This window comes from Nocardiopsis camelliae (assembly GCF_028993595.1).
Classification (GTDB): Bacteria; Actinomycetota; Actinomycetes; order Streptosporangiales; family Streptosporangiaceae; genus Nocardiopsis; species Nocardiopsis dassonvillei.
The window spans coordinates 5,943,601-5,961,906 of record NZ_CP118614.1 but is presented as its reverse complement, the minus strand read 5'-3'; the positions used below and the strand labels follow the sequence as shown (position 1 = coordinate 5,961,906).

Genomic DNA, 18,306 nt, shown 5'->3' with positions numbered 1-18,306 from the left:
GGCACCGATGACCAACCCTTTCGACGCCCAGGACGGCCGCTTCCTCGTGCTCGTCAACGACGAGGGCCAGCACTCGCTGTGGCCGGAGTTCCTCGCGGTACCCGCGGGCTGGGCGGTCCTGCACGGACCCGACGAGCGCCAGGCCTGCCTGGAGTTCATCGAGGAGAACTGGACCGACATGAGACCCCGCCGTGTACGCGACCTGGACCGGGGCTGACACCGATCGACGCGGGCACCCGTCCCCGAACCGCGGGACGGGCCCGTCCACCACGAGGGAGTGACATGGGCAGCCATCGGCCGCCGCAGGGCCCCATGATCGAGGTCCGGGGACTGACGAAGGCCTTCGGGGCGCACCAGGCGCTCCGCGGCATCGACCTGGAGGTGCCGCGCGGCCACGTGCTGGGCCTGCTCGGGCCCAACGGAGCCGGGAAGACCACGACGGTCAGGGCCATCACCACCCTGACCCGGCCCGACTCCGGCACCATCCGGGTGGCCGGGCACGACGCCGTGCGCGACCCGGGCCGGGTGCGCGCCTCCATCGGCCTGTCCGGCCAGTACGCCGCCGTGGACGAGAAGCTCACCGGCCACGAGAACCTGTTCATGGTGGCCATGCTCTACGGCATGGGCCGCGCGGAGTCGCACCGCCGGGCCGACGCCCTGCTGCGCCGCTTCCGCCTGGACGACGTGGCCGACCGCCGCGCGGGCCAGTACTCCGGCGGGATGCGCCGCAGGCTCGACCTCGCCGGGGCCCTGGTGGCCGACCCGCCGGTGGTCGTGCTCGACGAGCCCACCACCGGGCTCGACCCGCGCGGGCGCATGGACACCTGGGCGGTGGTCTCGGAACTGGTCGGGCGGGGCACCAGCGTCCTGCTCACCACCCAGTACCTGGAGGAGGCCGACCAGCTCGCCGACAGCATCGTGGTCATCGACCAGGGCGGCGTCATCGCCCGGGGCACCGCGGACGAGCTCAAGACCCAGGTCGGGGGCGAGCGCCTGGACCTGGTCCTGGAACACGGCGCCGACCTGCCCGAGGCGCGCGGAGTGCTGGCCGCCGCGGGCTCGGGCGAACCCACCGTCGACCCGCAGGCGCGGCGGGCCTCGGTGGCCGTGGCCAACGGCCACAAGACCCTCGGCGACGTGCTGGCCGAACTCGACGCCCGCGGCGTCGGCGTGCTCGACGTGTCCCTGCGCCGCCCCACCCTGGACGACGTCTTCCTCGAACTGACCGGACGCCGCGCCGGGGGAGCCCCGGACGGGGATAGCGGCGGGGACGGCGGGGACGGCGGAGGGGACCGCGGAGCCGGTGCCCCCCGACCCGAGGAGGTCCTCTCGTGAGCACCGTCCGCGACGGAGGCGTCGTCGCCTGGCGCAACCTGCTCAACGTCCGGCGCACGCCGGGGTCCCTGGTGACCGCGATCGTGCAACCGGTCATCTTCGTGCTGCTGCTCGCCTACGTGTTCGGCGGGAGCCTGGGCGGCGACTCCTACCGGGAGTTCCTCGTCGCGGGGATCTTCGTGCAGACCCTGACCTTCAGCGCCTCGCTCACCGCGATCGGGCTGGCCAACGACCTCCAGAAGGGCCTGATCGACCGCTACCGGTCGCTGCCCATGTCGCGCATGGCCGTCATCCTCGGCCGCACCACCTCCGACCTGGCCGTCAGCGCGCTGTCGGTCGCGGTCATCGTCGCGTGCGGCCTGGTGATCGGCTGGCGGATCAACGGGGGGCTGGCGGACGCGGTGGCGGGGTTCCTGCTGCTGTTCCTGTTCGCCTTCGCGGTGTCGTGGATCGGCGCGGTGATCGGCCTGACCGCGCGCAGCGTCGAGGTGGCCCAGAGCCTGGGGCTGATCTGGCTCTTCCCGGTCACCTTCGTCTCGGGCGCGTTCGTCTCGATCGCCGCCATGCCCGCGCCCCTGAGGACCGTGGCCGAGTGGAACCCGGTGACCGCCGTGGCCACCGCCGTGCGCGGGCTGTTCGACAACCCCGCACCGGAGGGCCTGGCCCCGCCCGCGGGCTGGCCCGCGGACAACGCCGCCCTGTACGCCGTGCTCAGCTCGGTGGCGATCATCGCGGTCTTCGCGCCGGTCGCGCTGGCGCAGTACCGGCGCATCAACCGCCGCTGAGTGCCGGTCCGGGGCCGGGAAAGGGGGGTGCGCCTTCGCCGGCCGAGCCGGAGAGGGCGAAGGGGGTCGGGGGCGGTCTCCCGCGCCTCCCCCGGTGGGGGGCGGTGAGGCGGTGTCCCACGCGGGGAGCGGCGGGCTCGGGCTGGCGAGGGTCGGGTCCAGCCCGTGAGGCGGTGTTCCGCGCGCCCTCGGCGGGGCGGGGTCTGGGCTCAGCCGGTGGAAAGGCCCGGGCTCGACCGGTGGTGAGGGGCGGGCTCAGCCTGTGGTGCGCGGCCCCAGGCCCTCGAAGAGCACCCCGACCATCTCCGCGAGCTTGGCGTCGACCTCCTCGGGGGAGGACGTGGCCGTGAGCGCGACCAGGCCGTGCATCGCGGCGGACACGGTCATCGTGACGGCCTCCGGGGTGCCGCCCGCGATCTCCCCGGCGGCCTGGGCGTCGAGGATGGGGCGCATCACCCGTTCGAGCAGCCGCCCCACGGCGGCGTACAGCTGCTCGGAGACGTCGGGGTCGTGCTTGCGCGCGTACATCAGGTCGAGCAGCGCGGCGTGCTCCACCGCGAACCCCACGTAGGCCCTGGCCAGGGCGAGGACACGGGTCCGCGCGTCGCCCTCCTCGGGAGCCGCCGCCTCCAGGCGCTCGGTCAGACGCTCGAAACCGCTGAGCGCGAGCGCGTCCAGCAGCGCCTGCTTGTCCCGGAAGTGGCGGCCCGGCGCTGCGTGGCTGACCCCCGCCGCGCGGGCGATCTCGCGCAGGGACAGCGCGGCCTGCCCACGTTCGGCCAGGGCAAGCTCGGCGTTGGCGAGCAGGACGGCGCGCAGGTCTCCGTGGTGGTAGGGGCGGTCAACCATGGAAACCAGGATAGACGGACGCCCCGGAGGCTCTCGCGGCTGCCGTGGACAGCTTGGGGGTGTCGGGGCACCGGGGACGGTCCGGGGGTGTCGGGGCACCGGGGGCAGCCCGGGGCTGGGGTGATCGCCGTGGTCTCCGTGACCGCTGTGATCACCGCGGACATCCCGGGGGCGCGGTCTCCGTGACCGCCATGGACAGCCCGGGTGCGCTCGCCTACCGTGGCGCAATGGACACCACAGCGGTCAGCATCCCCGACCTGAGCGGCCGTACGGCGGTCGTCACCGGAGCCAACAGCGGCCTGGGCATCGAGACCACGCGCATCCTGGCCCGGGCGGGCGCGCGCGTCGTGATGGCCGTGCGCGACGTGGCCAAGGGGCGCGCCGAGGCCGCCGGAGTGCGGGGAGACACCGAGGTGCGCCACCTGGACCTGGCGGACCTGGCGTCCGTGCGCGCCTTCGCCGAGGCCTGGAGCGGAGACCTCCACCTGCTCATCAACAACGCGGGCGTCATGGCGGTCGCCAAGGGCGTGACCGAGGACGGGTTCGAGACGCAGTTCGGCGTCAACCACCTCGGCCACTTCGCCCTGACCAACCTGCTCCTGGAACACGTCACGGGACGGGTGGTCACCCTCTCCTCCGGAATGCACCGCATGGCCCGGGGCATCGACTTCGACGACGTCAACCTGGACCACGGCTACACGCCCTACCGGGCCTACAACCAGTCCAAGCTCGCCAACCTGCTGTTCACGCTGGAGCTCCAGCGCCGCCTGGAGGCGGTGGGCTCCCCGGTGCTCTCCACCGCCGCCCACCCCGGCTACGCGGCCACCAACCTCCAGAGCCACGGGGTCAACCCGGTCTCCAGGGCGGCCCTCATGCTCGGCAACAAGGTCTTCGCCCAGAGCGCCGCCAACGGCGCCCTCCCCACGATCTTCGCCGCCACCCAGGACGTGCCCGGCGCGGCCTTCGCCGGGCCCAAGGCCATGGGAGGCACGCGCGGCGCCCCCGCCCTGTCCAGCCGGAGCGAGGCCGCCTGGGACGGCCGCGCCGCCAAGCGCCTGTGGGCGCTGTCGGAGGAGATGACCGGGGTGACCTTCCCGCTGCGCTCCTCCGACCCGGTCTGACCGGCGGCGCGCACCGGGGGTCGGACCGGGTCGCGACGGAACGGGACTCGCCGGCCTCGGACCGGAACGGCACACCCGTCCCGCGGTGCGCGACGGCACTATCCGGCCTCGGACCGGAACGGCACACCCGTCCCGCGGTGCGCGACAGTACCGTTGGCACCGTCCGTGCCGCGGTGCGCGACGGTACCGTTGGCACCGTTCGTCCCGCTGGCACCGTCCGTGCCGCCCCTCCCGCCCGCCCGCGCCACACCGGCAGGGCGTGCGTTCAGCCCGGACCCGGTACCCGCCGACGAGCACTGTGAGTACGGGACCGGCGCGGGTGGAATCCCGTGGTCCACACCCGCGCCGGTTCCGGTCGATCGTCCCTAGGGGTTCAGGACCAGCTCGTCCGTGGCGGCCGCGCGCACGGCCTCCTCGGTGACCGCGAACGGCAGGGTCTCACCCCGGCTCCACGGCTCCAGCTGGTCGTCGTAGTTGGGGTGGAAGGCGTGGCCGGAGTTGCCGGTCAGGTGGATCCACGTCGACGCGTCGCGGTCGGCCAGGTCCACCACCATCCGCATGGACGGCACGGTCCTGATCCCGTACCCCTCGGCCGGGTTCCAGCCGGTGGCGTTGACGATGCTGGAGCCGCCCGCGCTCTCCACCGGGCCGCGGTTGAAAAGCCACTCGACCGGACCGATGCCCGACGTTCCGAACGACTCGTGGGTCGCGGTCAGGGTGTGCAGGTCGCCCCAGCGCCAGTCGGCGGGGTCCTCGCCCAGCAGCTCGGTCAGCTCCCGCGCGGCGGCGTCCATCGCCGCGGCCAGCACCTCCTCGCGCCCGCTGGCCTCGGTGCCCTGCCACCACGGCGACTCCGGGTCCTCCAGCAGCCGCCCCACCACGTACATCCCGCGCGAGTCGCCGTTCATGTCCTGCTCGCCCAGTTCGTCGAAGAGCAGGGGCAGCAGGTGGCGCCAGGTCGCGTTGTAGAACGCGGCCGCCGCGGAGTCGGTCTCGTTGCGGTGGTCCCAGTCGCGCAGCAGCTCCTGCGCCCGGGCGGCCGTCCCGTCCACGTCGGCCTCCAGCAGGTGGGGGACGATCCGCACGGCGCTGAGGTCCACCGAGTCGTTCTGGATCCGCGACATGTCCTCGGCCGTGACCGGCCCCTGCCCGATCGCCTCCTCCAGCAGGTCGTTGATCCGCTGGCTGCGGTAGCCGTAGTTCCAGTCCCCGGTCAGGTGGTGGTCGTAGTCCTCGTCCACGACCGACTGGTTCGCGGTGACGATGAAGCCCGACTCGGGGTTGTACACGCTCGGCAGCTCCTCGAAGGGGACGTACTCCTGCCAGTCGTAGTCGGAGTCCCAGCCGGGCGCCGGGTAGCGGCCGTCGCCCTCGCCGCGCACCGGCACCAGCCCGGGGGCCTGGTAGCCGATGTTGCCCTCGTTGTCGGCGTAGACGAGGTTCTGCGAGGGGACGTCGAACTGGCTGGCGGCCTCGCGGAAGTCGTCCCAGCCGCGGGCCCGGTTCATGCTGAAGATGGCGTCCGCGGTCGTGCCCGGCTGCAGGGCTGTCCAGCGCAGGGCGACGGCGTACTCGCCGCCGTCCGCGCCCTCCAGCTCCGGGTCCTCGGCCAGCTCGGCCAGGTGCGCGCCCGCGGCGGCGTCGGACAGCAGCGGCCCGTGGTGGGTGGAGCGCACGACGATGTCCACGTCCTCGCCGCCCGCGACCCGGACGGTCTCCTCACGCGTCTCCAGCGGCCGGGGCTCGCCGTCGACCACGTAGTCCCCGCCCTCGATCCGCTCCACGTACAGGTCCATGACGTCGGGGTCGAGGTTGGTGAACCCCCACGCGATCGACTCGTTCTGCCCGATGATCACACCGGGCAGACCGGAGAAGCTGAAACCGCTGACGTCGTAGGGGCACGCCTCGGTCAGCTCGGTGCAGTGCAGTCCGATCTGGTACCAGGTGGAGGGCATCGACGCGCCCAAGTGGGGGTCGTTGGCCAGGAGGGGCAGGCCGCTCTCGGTGTGCTCCCCGCCGACCACCCAGGAGTTGGAGCCGACTCCGGAGGCGTCGCGCGGGGCGAGCATCTGCGGGAGCGAGGCGGAGGCCTCGGCCACCCCGGTCAGCGCGGAGACGGCCTCCCCGGGCAGTTCGGGCGCGCGCCGCTCGTCACCGGCGTCGCCCTCACGCAGGTCGCCCGCTTCGTCCTCGTCGGGCCCCTCCCCCAGGTGCTCGTCGGTGTCGGTGATGGGCAGGTGCTCCTCGTGGGGGTAGGCCGGGTACAGCTCCTCGATCTGCTCGCGGGTCAGCCCGGCGTCGAGCAGTTGGGCGCGCCCGGTCTCCTGCACCATGTTGCCGCCCAGGTCCCAGGCCATGGCCTTGAGCCAGGCGAGGCTGTCGACCGGCGTCCACTCCTCGATCTCGTGGCCGCCGTTGAGCACGGAGAGCAGCCCGTACTCAAGGCTGGCCCCGGTGCCGTCGTTCCCGGCCAGCCAGGCGTTGACCCCGGCCGCGTAGGAGTCGAGGTGGGCCCGCGTCTCCGGGGCGAGCAGCTCGTACTCCTGCTCGGCCACGTGCCGCCAGCCCATGGTGCGCAGGTAGACGTCGGTGTCCACCTGGTCGGGGCCGAACAGCTCTGCGGTGCGCCCGGCCGTGACGTGGCGGCGGAAGTCCATCTCCCAGAAGCGGTCCTGGGCGTGCGTGAAGCCCTGCGCCATGAACAGGTCGTGGGTGTTGTCCGCGTAGACGTGGGGGACGCCGTGCTCGTCGCGCAGCACGGTGACGGAGGACTCCAGCCCCGGGAGCGGGAGCTCTCCGGAGGTTTCCGGGAACGACCTCCGGACAGTCCATATCCCCAGGAGCGCGCCGACCAGGGCCAGCACCACGACCGCGGCGAGGAAGCCCAGAAGTACGCGAACAAGGACACGCTTACGCATTACACCCATGGCGGAACCCTAGGGTGCCCGTGGTCACAGTCTCCAGAGCCGGAGGGACACGCGGACCCAATTGTTACCAACTGGTAGGTGTCGGGGAGTCGAACGGCGGCTGGCGCGAAGCGCCTGGTCAGAAGCGGACAGCCGCCCGGTTGGATCCGTGCTGTCCGCAACCGGGCGCGTCCACCGCGCGGCATCGGCTGCATCCGCCGCACGGCACCGGGCGGTGTCCGTGGTGGACACCGCCCGCCCCCGCGCGTTCAGGAACCCAGGACCTCGGCCAGGCGCTCGGCCGCGAGCGGCACGCTGTAGTAGTCCATCCGGAACGAGGTCGCGCCCAGCGTGAGCACGCGGCCGTCCTCCCACGCCGGAAGGTTCTCCAGGACCGGGGCCGTCTCCAGGTAGTCCTCGGGCCCCTGGCCCTGGGTGTTGACGAACAGCAGCGTGCTGTCGCCGAAGTCCGATGCCCGCTCGGTGGCCACCTGCACGATGTCGCCGCGCCCGCTACCGCCCTGGGCCGAGGGGGCGGCCAGGTCGTCGGGAAGCTCGTGCAGGGTCAGGCCCAGGTCGGTGGCCAGCCTTCCCTGGGCGGACTCCTCGGTGAACACGTTGAACCCGTTGGGCGTCCCGGTCAGGATCACCACGTCGTGCTCGGCCGACAGCCGCCCGGACGTGTCCGCGACCAGCCGCTCGTACTCCTCCGCGATCTCCGCGGCCCGCTCCCGGCGGCCGAACGCCTCGGCGTACTGGTCGGTGACGTCCAGCCACGCCATGTCGGACTCGCCGTAGACCACGGTCGGCGCGACCTGGGACAGCTGCTCGTAGACGGCCTCGTCCACGGCGTCGGCCCCGAACCCGTTGCCCACGATGAGGTCGGGCCGGGCGGAGGCGACCTCCTCGATGTCCACCTCCGGACCGGCCAGCGGCTGCACGCCGCGCTCGTCGGCGACGTCGGCCCACTGGGCGAAGAAGCCGTTGTCGTCGGTCAGCGCGCTCGGGGCGGTGGTGGCGGAGGCGGTGACCGGGACGTCCAGGCTCAGCAGAGCCGAGGTGGCGGTGACGCTCACCGAGACCACGTTCTGGAGATCGGCGGGGATCTCGGTCTCGCCGTACATGTGCGTGACCGTTCGGGTCTCCCCGTTCTCCGCCGGAGCCTCCTCCCCAGCGCTCGGGGCACCGCACGCGGCGAGGGGGAAAACGAGGGCGGCGGCGACCCCGCAGGTCGCTAGGCTGTGGAAGGAATTTGCTTGCTTCATGAAAAGTATAGTTAGGTATGCCTACCCTCATGTCAACTCGTGGAGTGGAGCGAAACGTGGCCGCTCAGCCCCCGTCCGACCGCGCCGGGGCGCCCGCCGAACCGGATTGGGAGGCCCCGCCCACGCTCCGTGACGTGGGCGAGGCCCTCTTGCGCGTGGCCCAGCGCCTGGAGGGACTCCTCACCGAACTGGCCGCCGAGCACGGGCTCTCCGCCTTCCAGGCCCGGACCCTGCGCGCGCTGCGCGACGACCCCTCCCAGACGGCACTGGCGCGCCAGCTCGGCTGCACGGCCTCCCGCGTCTCGATCGTCACGGGCGAACTGGAGGAACGGGGGCTCGTCCGCAGGGTCCCCTCCAGGAGCGACCGGCGCATGCGTGTGACGCGACTCACCGAGGAGGGCGGCCGTGCGGTCGAGGCGATCGGCGCGGGGCTCACGTCCCGGTCACCGCTGGAGCACGGGCTCGACGGCCGACAGGTCGAGGACCTGTTCCGCCTCCTCCGCGCGGTGGAATCCGTTCCCGACCGCTGAGGCCCCGCCGGTGAGCCCGTCGGTGAGCCCCGCTGGCGGGGCCTGCTTGCGGAACCCACCAGTGAGTCCCGTCCGGGGGCCTCGCCGACGCGCGCCGCGCCGCCGACCCGGGCGGGGAGCCCGTTCCCGCGAGCGGTGAGGCCCCGCATCCGACCGCACAGAAAGACCGCCCCGTGTCCGCACCGACACCCGCTTTCCACACCATCCCCCCGCGCCTCAAGCCGAACGTGCGCCCCGAACGCGTCACCACCCCGTGTGCCGCTGAGGCGGCCCGCGACCCTGAGGCGTTCTGGCGCCGCGTCGCCGGGGAGGGAACGCCCCTGGTCGGGGAGGCCGACGCGGACGGGCACCGCGCGGTCACCTTCCTGTGGCGCGGCGGCGACGAGTTCGCGGACGTCCTGCTCGTGGCCAACAAGGTCGCCGACGCCTCCTCCTACGACGCCAACCGCATGGAGCGGATCCCCGGCACGGACGTGTGGCACCTGACCTACCGGATGCGCGGGGACTGGCGGGCCTCCTACTCCGTCGCCCCGGTCCCCGCGCACGGCGAACCCCTGCCGCCCGGGGCGTGGCCGGAGTCGGTGCGCGTCCGCCGCGAGCGCGCCCTCGCCGTCTCCGAACCGGAGGACCGACCCGCTGTCGCCCGCTGGTTCGACTCCCTGTCCCGGGCGGTTCCCGATCCGCTCGCCCGCGAGCGGCTGGACGACTCCCTGTCCGTGGTCTCCCTGCCCGAGGCGCCGCCCGAGCTGTGGCGCACGCCCGATCCGGCGACCCCGGCCGGGCGGGTCACCGCCGCCGGGATCACCAGCGACCTGCTGGGCAACACCCGCACCGTGTGGATCCACGAGCCCGCCCGGCGTCCGCCGAACGGGCTGCCCTGGCCGGTCGTCGTCCTGCTGGACGGCCGCGACTGGCACGGCCTGCCCCTGGCGCCGCTGCTGGACGGCCTGGTCGCGGACGGAACGCTGCCCCCGGCGCTGACCGTCATGGTCGACTCCCTCGACATGCCCACCCGCGTCGTGGAGCTGGCGTGCTCGGACGACTTCGTCGCCTTCCTGGGGGAGGAACTGCTGCCCTGGCTCGGCCGGAACCACCGTGTGAGCGACGACCCCGGACGCACGGCGGTCGCCGGGCAGAGTCTGGGCGGGCTCACCGCCGTGTACGCGGCCCACCGGGCACCGGAGAGGTTCGGGCGCGCGGTGTCGCAGTCGGGGTCGTTCTGGTGGCCCAACGTCGCGGTGACCGGCGGCGAGAGCGAGCGGATGACGAAGCTGGTGGCCGCCGTGGACTCGGTTCCGGGCAGGGTGCACCTCACCGCGGGGACCCACGAGTGGTCGCTGCTGGACGCCAACCGCCGCCTGCACGCGGCCCTGCTCGAACGCGGAGCGGCGCTGGGCCGCGAACCCGGGTTCGCGGTGTTCGAGGAGTACAACGGCGGCCACGACCGGGCCTGTTGGCGGGCCGGGCTGCCGGACGGACTGGCGTTCGCGACCGCCGACTGGGAGCGCTGACGGGGGAGGGTCGCGGAGAGGACCGGCGCGGAGGGCTCGGCGGGGAGGGACGCGGAAGGGTTCGGCGGGGAGGGACGGGCGGGGGCGTTGACCGGGAGCGCTGGCGGAGCGCGGTGCGGGCAGCATGAGACAGGCGGGCCCGGGGACCCCCCTGTTTCCAGATTAGGGCGCGGACGGTCGGCGCTGCCGCCCCTCCTTCCGCCTGTGGACAACTCCGGTCCGGCACGGCGGAACCGCGCTCCGGGTCGCCTCCACACCGCGCTCCCGGTCGCCTCCGCGCCAAGCCTTCGTCAACACTCCGTCCTGCTCGCGGTGACACGAGGCGGTGTCCTGGAAGCCGGGCGTCCCGTCTGGCAGCCTCGAACGCGCCGTCGATGCTCTGGGGGGAAACGCGATGGACATGCCCGTGGTGAACTCGTGCCAGGTGGACGCCTGCGCCTACAACACCGACCACTCCTGCCACGCACTGGCCATTACCGTGGGGAACTCCTCCCACGCCCAGTGCGACACCTTCTTCGGCGCCAGTGACCGGGGCGGCGACCCCGTCGCCACGGGCCAGGTCGGCGCCTGCAAGATGTCGAACTGCGAACACAACGTCCAGCTGGAGTGCCAGGCCCCGGCCATCTCCGTCGGGTACGTGCACCAGCAGGCCGACTGCCTCACCTACGCGCCCGCCTGAGCGGCGCCGCGCACCGGCTCACTCCGCGGCCCCGGGCACCACGCCCGGGGCTGTTCCGCGTTCCGGCCCACCAATCGGGCCTACCGCTCGGGACCGTCCCCGCGGCCCTCCCAACGCTCGCGCCAACCGATCGGGTCGGCCCGGTCTCCCCGCCCACACCGACCGGCGACCCCGGCACCGCCCCGCGACCCCCGAAACCCCCGCGGCCCTCAGACCTTCCGGCCCGCCTCCGCGGCCTCGCGGCGCAGCCGTTCCACGACCAGCGCCGCCGGATCGTCGCTGGCCGCCCGGAACCCCTCGCCCGCCCACAGCGCCATCCCGCCGGGGTCCCCGGCCCGGGCGGCGGCCGCGCGCAGCGGCTTCGTCATGTGGTGGATCTCGGGGTAGGCGGAGGGCTTCCGCGGGTGCTCGGCGATGAACCTGTTGGCCAGGCCCCGCGCCGGGCGCCCAGTGAAGGCCCACGTCACGGCCGTCCCGGTGTACGCGGGATCGGCCAGCGCGGCCTTGTGGACCGGGTTGGCGCCGCTCTCGGGGCAGCGCAGGAACGCCGTGCCCAGCTGCACGCCCGCGGCACCCGCGTCCAGGGCCCCGGCCACGTCGGCTCCGGTCATGATCCCCCCGGCGGCGATCACCGGCACCTCCACCGCGCCGACCACGTCCGCCAACAGCTCCCGCAGCGGCAGACCGCCGTCCCCGACCGGGTCGAACGAGCCGCGGTGGCCCCCGGCCTCCGTGCCCTGCGCGCACACCCCGTCGGCCCCGCGCGCCACGGCCTCGCGCGCCTCTCCGGCCGTGGTCACGGTGACCACCGTGGCACTGCCCGCCGCGCGCAGCCGCTCCAGCACGGCGGCCTCCGGGCAGCCGAAGGTGAAGCTCACCACCGGCACGGCCGCCTCCGCCAGCAGGTCGATCTTGGCCGCCCACGCGTCGTCGTCGTGCACCGGGGCGCCGACCGGCGTCCCGTACCGCTCGGCCTCGGACTCCAGGTCCGACCGGTAGGACGCCGCCACGTCCGGGTCGGAGGGCGGGCCCGGCACGAACACGTTCACCCCGAACGCGCCGACCCCGGCGTCGCGCACCGCCCCGAGCTGGTCGGCGAGGACCTCGGGGGCCAGGTACCCGGCGGCGAGGAAACCCGTTCCGCCCGCTCCCGCCACGGCCGACACCAGCGCGGGCGTGGCGGCCCCGCCCGCCATGGGCGCCTGTACGATCGGGCGCTCCCGCAGAAGCTCTGCCAGGCTCATGGTCCCTCTCCTCGTCCTCGGCCGGTCCGGCGAAGGCGCGGCGGCGTCCCCGGCCCCGGTGGCGTCCCCGGCCCCGGCGGTTCCGGGCGGGGTCCGGACACCCCGCGGCACCCGCGAGCGCACCGCTGCCCGGGCCGCGCCTCCCGTGTCCGGGAAATGCTACCGTCGCGCGTTTTCCGGAGTTCGACCGCACCCGCCCCGAAACGCGATATGGCGGTTCGCCCGGAGTTTTCTGTGACATGGGACACGATGGTTATCCGGGGCGGGGGAAATGGGGGTTGGGTCCTCCCGTTTCCGTTCCGCCGGAAAAGGCCCGCGAACGGTGCCTCCGATATCCGTGCTTTCCGCCCGCGGCCCGTCCCTCCAGGCCGCTATCCGCCCGTCCCGTCCAGTTCCGGTGCGTCCGGAGAGCCCTCGCCCTCACCCTCGTCCGCGCCCCCGACGGACCGCGTCGACTCCGGGAACCTCTGCGACAGCAGAACGGTCGCCAGAGCCGCGGCCACCCCGAACCCGACCACCGCCGTCACCGTCCACTCCAGCCCGAACAGCTCCCACAGCCACCCGAACGCCAGCACGGTCAGCATCCTCACCGCGTTGCCCACCATCCCCAACATCGCGGCCATGGTGTTGCGGTTGGCGTCGGAGAACATCGTCTGCTGCCACACGTGCGACAGCACCACGGCCAGCCCCAACAGGAACTCCGCCGCCATCAGCCCCGCCACCAGCGGCACGACCCCGTGTACCGCCAGCACCAGGGGCAGGCCGGCGGAAGCCGCGAAGACGGGTCCCCACACGTGGGGCCGGTCGCGCCCCACGAACCGCGAACACGCCGACCCCGCCGCCATGGCCGCCATCATCAGCAGCAGCACCAGGCCGTTGAGCCGCACGTCCGCGCCGTGCTCGGCCGCGAGCATCGGCTGCCAGGCGAGCACGAGGGCGGCCAGTCCCGACACCGACGCCGCCGTCAGGGCCACCAACGGAACGAAACGCCTGCTCGCCACCAGTACGGCCGACTCCCGGACGATCGCGGTGAGCGAGCGCCCCGACTGGCCGGGGGAGCGGGGGAAGCACACAGGGGCCAGCAACGCCAGTGACACCAGCACCGCGCCACTCACCAGCACCAGGGAGTCCGCGGGCAGCCAGGTCCCCGCCACCATCACCGAGGCCGCGCCCAGCACCGCGCCGCTGTTGCCCGCCACTTGGACGAAGCGCACCGTCCGCGCGATCCGGGCGGGGCGGTCGCGGTCGCCGATCCGGTTCACCACCAGCGCGACCAGCGTCCCCGACTGGAGGTGGAAGCCGACCGCCCACAGGTACATGGACGCGAGCGTCAGCGCGAGCCCGTCCGCGTACCCCATCAGCACGAAACCCGCGCCCCACACGGCGAGCCCCACCGCCAGCAGCCTGCGGTGGCCGTAGCGGTCGCCGAGCGCGCCGCTGGGTGCCTCCACCAGCAGGGCCACCAGGTTCGTGGAACCGAGCATCAGCCCCAGCAGCCACGGGTCCGCCCCGCGCCCCAGAAGGATCGTGACGAAAACCGCGCCGAAAAGGAAATCGGCCGAAGAGCCGAGGAGTGCGAACGAGGCGTAGCGCAGGAACAATGACGATTCGGCGGTTCTCTCCACGGGCATGGGCGTTTTCCTGATCGGGGAAGGTCGCGGCTCCGTGAGCCCCGTGATGACGGTGGCATTCGCGGTTCCGGAGGGAAATTCCGCCCAAGCTAGCACGCGCCTTCCGGAGCGGCCACGGCTTTTCCCGGACCCTGCGCGGCGCGGTCGCCGCGCGGTTCACCCGTATCCCGCGACGGCGCTCACCGGGCGACGACGTGACGGAGACGCGGCCGACCGGCCCCCTGAGCCCCGCGATAAAGCGGCGACCACCCGCCCCCCCCGAGCCCGGCGACGGGCGCGGCGACCGGTCCTCCATGCGAGGCGCCGAGCCTTCCGCGAAGACCCGTCCGCAACCCCCAGAGCCCGGGGCGAAAGCCCGTCTGAACTGCGGCGTTCCGGTGTGCATGACCGGGTGGAGGCGGGGTAGTCGCGGTGCCAAACGAGCAACAGGCCGACTCCGAGGAGGCTTGGCGATGCACTCACACGAGGGAAGAGACGGGCCCGGGGGCACGGGCGGCCGCCTGACCGACACCGCCCGAGGGGCGGCGGGAGAGGTCGCCTCCACCGCGGGGGACCAGGCGCGCTCCCTGGCCGGTGAGGCCCGTACCGAGGCCCGGCACGTCGCCGACGACGTCCAGAACCGCCTGCGCGAGGAAGCCCAGGAGCAGACCCGGCGCACGTCGCAGAACCTGCGCCAGTGGTCCGACGAACTGTCGTCCATGGCCGACAGCGGGGAGCAGGGCTCCCCGGTGAGCGGCGCCGTGCGCCAGATCGCCCACAGCGGCCGCGGAGCCGCCGACTTCCTGGACGAACGCGGCATGGAGGGCCTGGTGGAGGAGGCCAGGAGCTTCGCGCGGCGCAGGCCCGTCGCCTTCCTGGCCGGCGCCGCCATCGCCGGGTTCGCGCTCGGACGCGTCCTCAAGGCCTCGTCCGACATCTCCGCGGGCAGGGAAGGGGCCGCTGACAGCCGTCCCGAGGCGCTCCCCGCCGGTGAGCGGGTCCGTCCGCCCGCACCGCGTCTGAGCGAGACCGACCACGACGGGGGGACCGCGTCCTCCCGCCCGCCCGTCACCCCCCGGCCGGAGGACATCACTCCGCCGCCGGATCCGGGGTCGCGGGGAAGCACGTTCTGAGGGGGCTGACATGGCGACCATTCCCGGAGCGCGGCGGGAGACGGGCGAGGAGGAGCAGTCCTTCTCCGAACTCCTCGGCGCGGTGACCGGCGACCTGCAGAAGCTGTTCCGTCAGGAACTCGCGCTGGCCAAGGCCGAGATGCGCGAGGAGGCGGTCAAGACCGGCAAGGCCGCGGGCCTGCTGAGCGGCGCCGCGGTGGCCGGGTACCTGGCCCTGCTGCTGCTCAGCCTCGCGGTCATGTTCGGACTGGCGGAGCTCATCGGCCTGGGCTGGGCCGCGCTGGTCGTCGCGGTGGTGTGGGCGGTCGTCGGCGGCGTCCTGGCCGTCGTGGGCCGCAACCGCATGCGCGAGGTCTCTCCGAAACCGGAACGCACCATCGAGACCCTCAAGGAGGACGCGCAATGGGCGAAACACCCGACCAGATAAGACAGGACATCGAGCGGACCCGCTCCGAGCTGACCCACGACACCGACCGGCTGGTGGACCACGCCAACCCGCGCAACGTCGTGCACCGGCGCACCCGCCGGGTCCGGCACGGGACGCGGGACCTGAAGGACCGGATCATGGGTTCGACCCCTTCGACCGGTGAGGCGGCCGAGGGGATCCGGCACACCACCGACCAGGCGGTCGGCATGGCCAGGTCGCTGCCGGAGCGGGCCGTGCACCAGACCCGGGGCAACCCCATCGCCGCGGGGCTGATCGCCTTCGGGGCCGGCCTCCTGGCCGCGTCCGTCCTCTCCGAGAGCCGTGCGGAGCAGCGCGCGGCCCGGCGGGTGGGCGAGCACGCCGACGCGGTCGAACCGGCGCGCCAGGCGGTCGCGGAGTCGGCCGCCCACGTGAAGGAGCAGGCGGTGGAGTCCGCGCGGACCGCGGGGGAGCACCTCAAGGGCAGCGCCTCCGAGGCCGCGCAGACCACCGGCGAGCACGCCCGCGACGAGGCGAAGGCCGCCAGGGACGAGATGCGCGGTTCCTGAGTCCCGTCCCGGCCCGGAGGAACGCCTCCGGGCCGGGCACCCGTGGGCGGGCACCCGTGGGAGTGCGGACCGGAAAAGGCGCTGACGCGCGTCGGGCGAGGCTCCCCGAGGTCCTTCGCCCCGCCTCGTCCGGGGCCCGGTCCGGGACCGGTGAGGGAAGGAGCGGGAAGATGGTGGGACGCAACTCCTCGGACGCCTACGACGGACGTTCCTCCCCGGAGGAGGCCGAGAAACCGACCGACATGTCGGCGTCGTCATGGTGGGCGTCGCTGCGCCGGACCGTCGGCGAGTTCAAGGAGGACGCGCTGGCCGACCTCGCCGCCGGGCTCACCTACTACGCGATCCTGTCGCTCTTCCCGGCGCTGCTCGTGCTGGTGTCGCTGCTCGGCCTCGCCGGGCCGTCCGCGACGCAGACCCTGACCGACAACATCTCCGCCACCCTGCCCGCCGACGCCGCGCGGCTGGTGACGACGGCCATCGAGAACCTCCAGGGCAACCAGACGGCCGCGGGCGTGTTCGGCCTGGTCAGCCTCGCGATCGCCCTGTGGTCGGCCTCCGGCTACATCGCGGCCTTCATGCGCGCCTCCAACGTCGTCTACGACGTGCCCGAGGGGCGCCCCATCTGGAAGACGCTGCCGATCCGCGTCGGCGTCACCCTGCTCATGGTCGTCCTGCTGTCCCTGACGGTGGTCGGCGTCGCCCTCACCGGCAGCGCCGCGTCCTGGGTCGGGCAGCTGTTGGGCCTGGGCTCGACCGTGGTGACGGTGTGGAACATCGCGAAGTGGCCGGTGCTGCTGCTCATCGTGGTGTTCATGATCGCGCTCCTGTACTGGGCCTCGCCCAACGCCAGGCGCGGGTTCCGCTGGGTCAGCCCGGGCAGCGTGCTGGCGGTCGTGATCTGGCTGCTCGCCTCGGCCGCCTTCGCCTTCTACGTGGCCAACTTCGCGTCCTACGGCAGGACCTACGGGACCATGGCGACGGTGGTCGTCTTCCTGGTGTGGCTGTGGATCACCAACATCGCGATCCTGCTCGGCGAGGAGTTCAACGCCGAGATCGAACGCGGACGCGCCGTCTCCGGCGGCCGGCCGGTGGACGAGGAGCCCTACGTGGACATGCGCGACGTGCCCAAGAAGAAGCACCGCGCCCACCACCAGCAGGAGTGAGGGGCAGGGCCGCGACCACGGGCGCCCCGTGCGGTCGCACCCGCGACGAATGCGGCCCGCTCCTCAGCCCAGGGCGTCGGCGAGGGCTGCGGCCAGGACCGGCACGCTCGGATGCCGGTCCCCGCGCGGCCACACCAGGCCGAGGGACGACTCCGGCAGGCCGTTGACCGGGACGAGGACGAGCCCGTCCCGGTCGGCGTGGTCGGCGACGTCCCCGCTCAGCAGCATGGCCCCCCTCCCGGCCGCGACCTGCGAGAACCCCTCCCGCAGGGTGTCCACACCGGTCTCGTGGCGGATGGTCCTGCCCAGGGGTGTGACGGTGGGTGCGTGGACGCGCAGCCAGTGGTCGGGGGTCCGCCTGACCGGGATGAGCGAGACCCGGGCCATGTCCTCGATCCCGACGCCCGCACGCGCGGCGAGGGGGTGGTCGGCGGGCAGCGCGAGCCGCTGCGGCTGCCGGGAGAAGACCGCGCCCACGACCAGGTCGAGTTCGCGCACCGGCAGCAGGACGACGGCGGCGTCCACCTCGCCCTCGCGCAGCGGACCGAACGGGTCCGAGTGCGCCGTCTCCACGATCCGCACCCGAGTGCCGGGCTCGCGCTCCTCGAAGGCGCGCACCGCCTCGGCCACCGGGCCGTGCACCTTGCCCCGGAACCCGAGGCGGACCGTGGACGGACCGCCGTGGGCGCGGTCGCGCGCGCCGTCCACCACCGCAGCCAGGTTCTGGTAGGCGGGCCGCAGGGCGTGGAGGAACTCCTCGCCGAACGGGGTGAGGCACGGGCGCGGGCCCGCGCGGTCCAGGAGAGGGGCGCCGATCCGCTCCTCCAGGGCGCGCAGCAGCCGGTCCACGGTCTCCACGGGGACGCCCAGCCGCACCGCGGCGTGCCCGAGGTGCGGTTCCTCGGCAAGGACGAGGAAGCACTCCAGCTCCCGGATATCGATACCCCGCAACCGGTCCGTCCCCCTCGTCCTCGCCCGCATGGCGCGTGCCGCCCACGACACGCGTCGGGTCGGCGAGCACCCCTCATGGAAGCACGGAACGCGTAACGCCCGGTCGACCGGCTCCGGCGCGGCTGAAGACACGGCGAAGGGTCGGCCCCGCCGGGTCCGCTCCGCGCGGGTCCCCGCGCGGACGGCGACACCCCTCGGGGCGGGGCTCGGCGACCGACGCCCGGACCAGGGCGGCCGGACCGCCGCCTC

Annotated in this window: 17 protein-coding genes; 11 read left to right on the top strand and 6 right to left on the bottom strand. The window is 73.7% G+C overall.

The window, feature by feature from the left end; translation table 11 throughout:
- Positions 1-7: 7 nt before the first annotated feature.
- The 3 genes from PV789_RS26015 to PV789_RS26005 all read left to right on the top strand — a co-directional run bounded on the left by PV789_RS26015 (position 8) and on the right by PV789_RS26005 (position 2,120).
- Positions 8-217 carry an MbtH family protein gene (locus PV789_RS26015; protein ID WP_017563644.1) on the top strand — a complete coding sequence of 70 codons (210 nt, stop codon included), beginning with the start codon at positions 8-10 and terminating at the stop codon, positions 215-217.
- A 65-nt stretch (positions 218-282) separates the two neighbouring features.
- On the top strand, positions 283-1,335 hold the full coding sequence (locus PV789_RS26010) for an ATP-binding cassette domain-containing protein (RefSeq protein WP_274974987.1): 1,053 nt from the start codon (positions 283-285) through the stop codon (positions 1,333-1,335).
- The gene (locus PV789_RS26005; RefSeq protein ID WP_274974986.1) at positions 1,332-2,120 is read left to right on the top strand and encodes an ABC transporter permease; all 789 of its coding nucleotides are present in this window, start codon (positions 1,332-1,334) and stop codon (positions 2,118-2,120) included. Before PV789_RS26010 ends, PV789_RS26005 begins: the two co-directional genes overlap by 4 nt.
- A 255-nt stretch (positions 2,121-2,375) precedes the next feature.
- Here the strand turns inward: PV789_RS26005 and PV789_RS26000 are convergent, their stop codons facing one another.
- Positions 2,376-2,969 carry a TetR/AcrR family transcriptional regulator gene (locus PV789_RS26000; RefSeq protein WP_212642583.1) on the bottom strand — a complete coding sequence of 198 codons (594 nt, stop codon included), beginning with the start codon at positions 2,967-2,969 and terminating at the stop codon, positions 2,376-2,378.
- A 227-nt stretch (positions 2,970-3,196) separates the two neighbouring features.
- On the opposite strand from PV789_RS26000, the gene PV789_RS25995 reads away from it, so the two are divergent.
- Complete coding sequence (locus tag PV789_RS25995) at positions 3,197-4,090, top strand: oxidoreductase (protein ID WP_274974985.1); 894 nt, start codon at positions 3,197-3,199, stop codon at positions 4,088-4,090.
- 365 nt (positions 4,091-4,455) lie between these two features.
- Here the strand turns inward: PV789_RS25995 and PV789_RS25990 are convergent, their stop codons facing one another.
- Together PV789_RS25990 and fepB are read right to left on the bottom strand one after the other, a co-directional pair.
- Complete coding sequence (locus PV789_RS25990) at positions 4,456-7,008, bottom strand: penicillin acylase family protein (RefSeq protein ID WP_274974984.1); 2,553 nt, start codon at positions 7,006-7,008, stop codon at positions 4,456-4,458.
- Between the two features lie 257 nt (positions 7,009-7,265).
- Entirely contained in the window at positions 7,266-8,261 is a 996-nt protein-coding gene (gene fepB, locus PV789_RS25985; RefSeq protein ID WP_274974983.1) for a Fe2+-enterobactin ABC transporter substrate-binding protein, read from the bottom strand.
- Between the two features lie 56 nt (positions 8,262-8,317).
- Between fepB and PV789_RS25980 the strand changes: the two genes are divergently transcribed.
- From PV789_RS25980 to PV789_RS25970, 3 genes are all read left to right on the top strand, one after another.
- Positions 8,318-8,791: a MarR family winged helix-turn-helix transcriptional regulator gene (locus PV789_RS25980; protein WP_274974982.1), complete on the top strand. Its 474-nt coding sequence runs from the start codon at positions 8,318-8,320 to the stop codon at positions 8,789-8,791.
- A gap of 173 nt (positions 8,792-8,964) precedes the next feature.
- A complete protein-coding gene (fes, locus tag PV789_RS25975) occupies positions 8,965-10,302 on the top strand; it encodes an enterochelin esterase (RefSeq protein ID WP_274974981.1) in 1,338 nt (445 codons plus the stop codon).
- Between the two features lie 394 nt (positions 10,303-10,696).
- Positions 10,697-10,981 (top strand): DUF1540 domain-containing protein, encoded by a 285-nt coding sequence (locus PV789_RS25970; protein ID WP_274974980.1) that lies wholly within the window; start codon positions 10,697-10,699, stop codon positions 10,979-10,981.
- Between the two features lie 209 nt (positions 10,982-11,190).
- Here PV789_RS25970 and PV789_RS25965 read toward each other — a convergent pair whose 3' ends face one another.
- Positions 11,191-12,225, bottom strand: coding sequence for an NAD(P)H-dependent flavin oxidoreductase (locus PV789_RS25965; protein ID WP_274974979.1), 1,035 nt, complete (start codon positions 12,223-12,225; stop codon positions 11,191-11,193).
- 371 nt (positions 12,226-12,596) lie between these two features.
- Positions 12,597-13,856: an MFS transporter gene (locus PV789_RS25960; RefSeq protein ID WP_274974978.1), complete on the bottom strand. Its 1,260-nt coding sequence runs from the start codon at positions 13,854-13,856 to the stop codon at positions 12,597-12,599.
- A 452-nt stretch (positions 13,857-14,308) separates the two neighbouring features.
- On the opposite strand from PV789_RS25960, the gene PV789_RS25955 reads away from it, so the two are divergent.
- The 4 genes from PV789_RS25955 (at position 14,309) to PV789_RS25940 (ending at position 17,106) form a co-directional block, all read left to right on the top strand.
- Positions 14,309-14,968, top strand: coding sequence for a hypothetical protein (locus tag PV789_RS25955; protein WP_274974977.1), 660 nt, complete (start codon positions 14,309-14,311; stop codon positions 14,966-14,968).
- A gap of 10 nt (positions 14,969-14,978) precedes the next feature.
- Complete coding sequence (locus PV789_RS25950; protein ID WP_274974976.1) at positions 14,979-15,395, top strand: phage holin family protein; 417 nt, start codon at positions 14,979-14,981, stop codon at positions 15,393-15,395.
- On the top strand, positions 15,371-15,943 hold the full coding sequence (locus tag PV789_RS25945; RefSeq protein WP_274974975.1) for a DUF3618 domain-containing protein: 573 nt from the start codon (positions 15,371-15,373) through the stop codon (positions 15,941-15,943). Before PV789_RS25950 ends, PV789_RS25945 begins: the two co-directional genes overlap by 25 nt.
- A gap of 170 nt (positions 15,944-16,113) precedes the next feature.
- The gene (locus PV789_RS25940; RefSeq protein WP_274974974.1) at positions 16,114-17,106 is read left to right on the top strand and encodes a YihY/virulence factor BrkB family protein; all 993 of its coding nucleotides are present in this window, start codon (positions 16,114-16,116) and stop codon (positions 17,104-17,106) included.
- A gap of 63 nt (positions 17,107-17,169) precedes the next feature.
- Here the strand turns inward: PV789_RS25940 and PV789_RS25935 are convergent, their stop codons facing one another.
- Positions 17,170-18,057 carry a LysR family transcriptional regulator gene (locus tag PV789_RS25935; RefSeq protein ID WP_274974973.1) on the bottom strand — a complete coding sequence of 296 codons (888 nt, stop codon included), beginning with the start codon at positions 18,055-18,057 and terminating at the stop codon, positions 17,170-17,172.
- Positions 18,058-18,306: the final 249 nt, after the last annotated feature.

Excerpts from the sequence above, each read along its gene's own strand:
- PV789_RS26000 (WP_212642583.1), bottom strand. The coding sequence starts at position 2,969 with ATGGTTGACCGCCCCTACCACCACGGAGACCTGCGCGCCGTCCTGCTC.
- PV789_RS25945 (WP_274974975.1), top strand. The coding sequence starts at position 15,371 with ATGGGCGAAACACCCGACCAGATAAGACAGGACATCGAGCGGACCCGC.
- fepB (WP_274974983.1), bottom strand. The coding sequence starts at position 8,261 with ATGAAGCAAGCAAATTCCTTCCACAGCCTAGCGACCTGCGGGGTCGCC.
- PV789_RS26010 (WP_274974987.1), top strand. The coding sequence starts at position 283 with ATGGGCAGCCATCGGCCGCCGCAGGGCCCCATGATCGAGGTCCGGGGA.
- PV789_RS26015 (WP_017563644.1), top strand. The coding sequence starts at position 8 with ATGACCAACCCTTTCGACGCCCAGGACGGCCGCTTCCTCGTGCTCGTC.
- PV789_RS25995 (WP_274974985.1), top strand. The coding sequence starts at position 3,197 with ATGGACACCACAGCGGTCAGCATCCCCGACCTGAGCGGCCGTACGGCG.
- PV789_RS25970 (WP_274974980.1), top strand. The coding sequence starts at position 10,697 with ATGGACATGCCCGTGGTGAACTCGTGCCAGGTGGACGCCTGCGCCTAC.
- PV789_RS25960 (WP_274974978.1), bottom strand. The coding sequence starts at position 13,856 with ATGCCCGTGGAGAGAACCGCCGAATCGTCATTGTTCCTGCGCTACGCC.
- PV789_RS25990 (WP_274974984.1), bottom strand. The coding sequence starts at position 7,008 with ATGCGTAAGCGTGTCCTTGTTCGCGTACTTCTGGGCTTCCTCGCCGCG.
- PV789_RS25955 (WP_274974977.1), top strand. The coding sequence starts at position 14,309 with ATGCACTCACACGAGGGAAGAGACGGGCCCGGGGGCACGGGCGGCCGC.
- PV789_RS25940 (WP_274974974.1), top strand. The coding sequence starts at position 16,114 with ATGGTGGGACGCAACTCCTCGGACGCCTACGACGGACGTTCCTCCCCG.
- PV789_RS25965 (WP_274974979.1), bottom strand. The coding sequence starts at position 12,225 with ATGAGCCTGGCAGAGCTTCTGCGGGAGCGCCCGATCGTACAGGCGCCC.
- PV789_RS25950 (WP_274974976.1), top strand. The coding sequence starts at position 14,979 with ATGGCGACCATTCCCGGAGCGCGGCGGGAGACGGGCGAGGAGGAGCAG.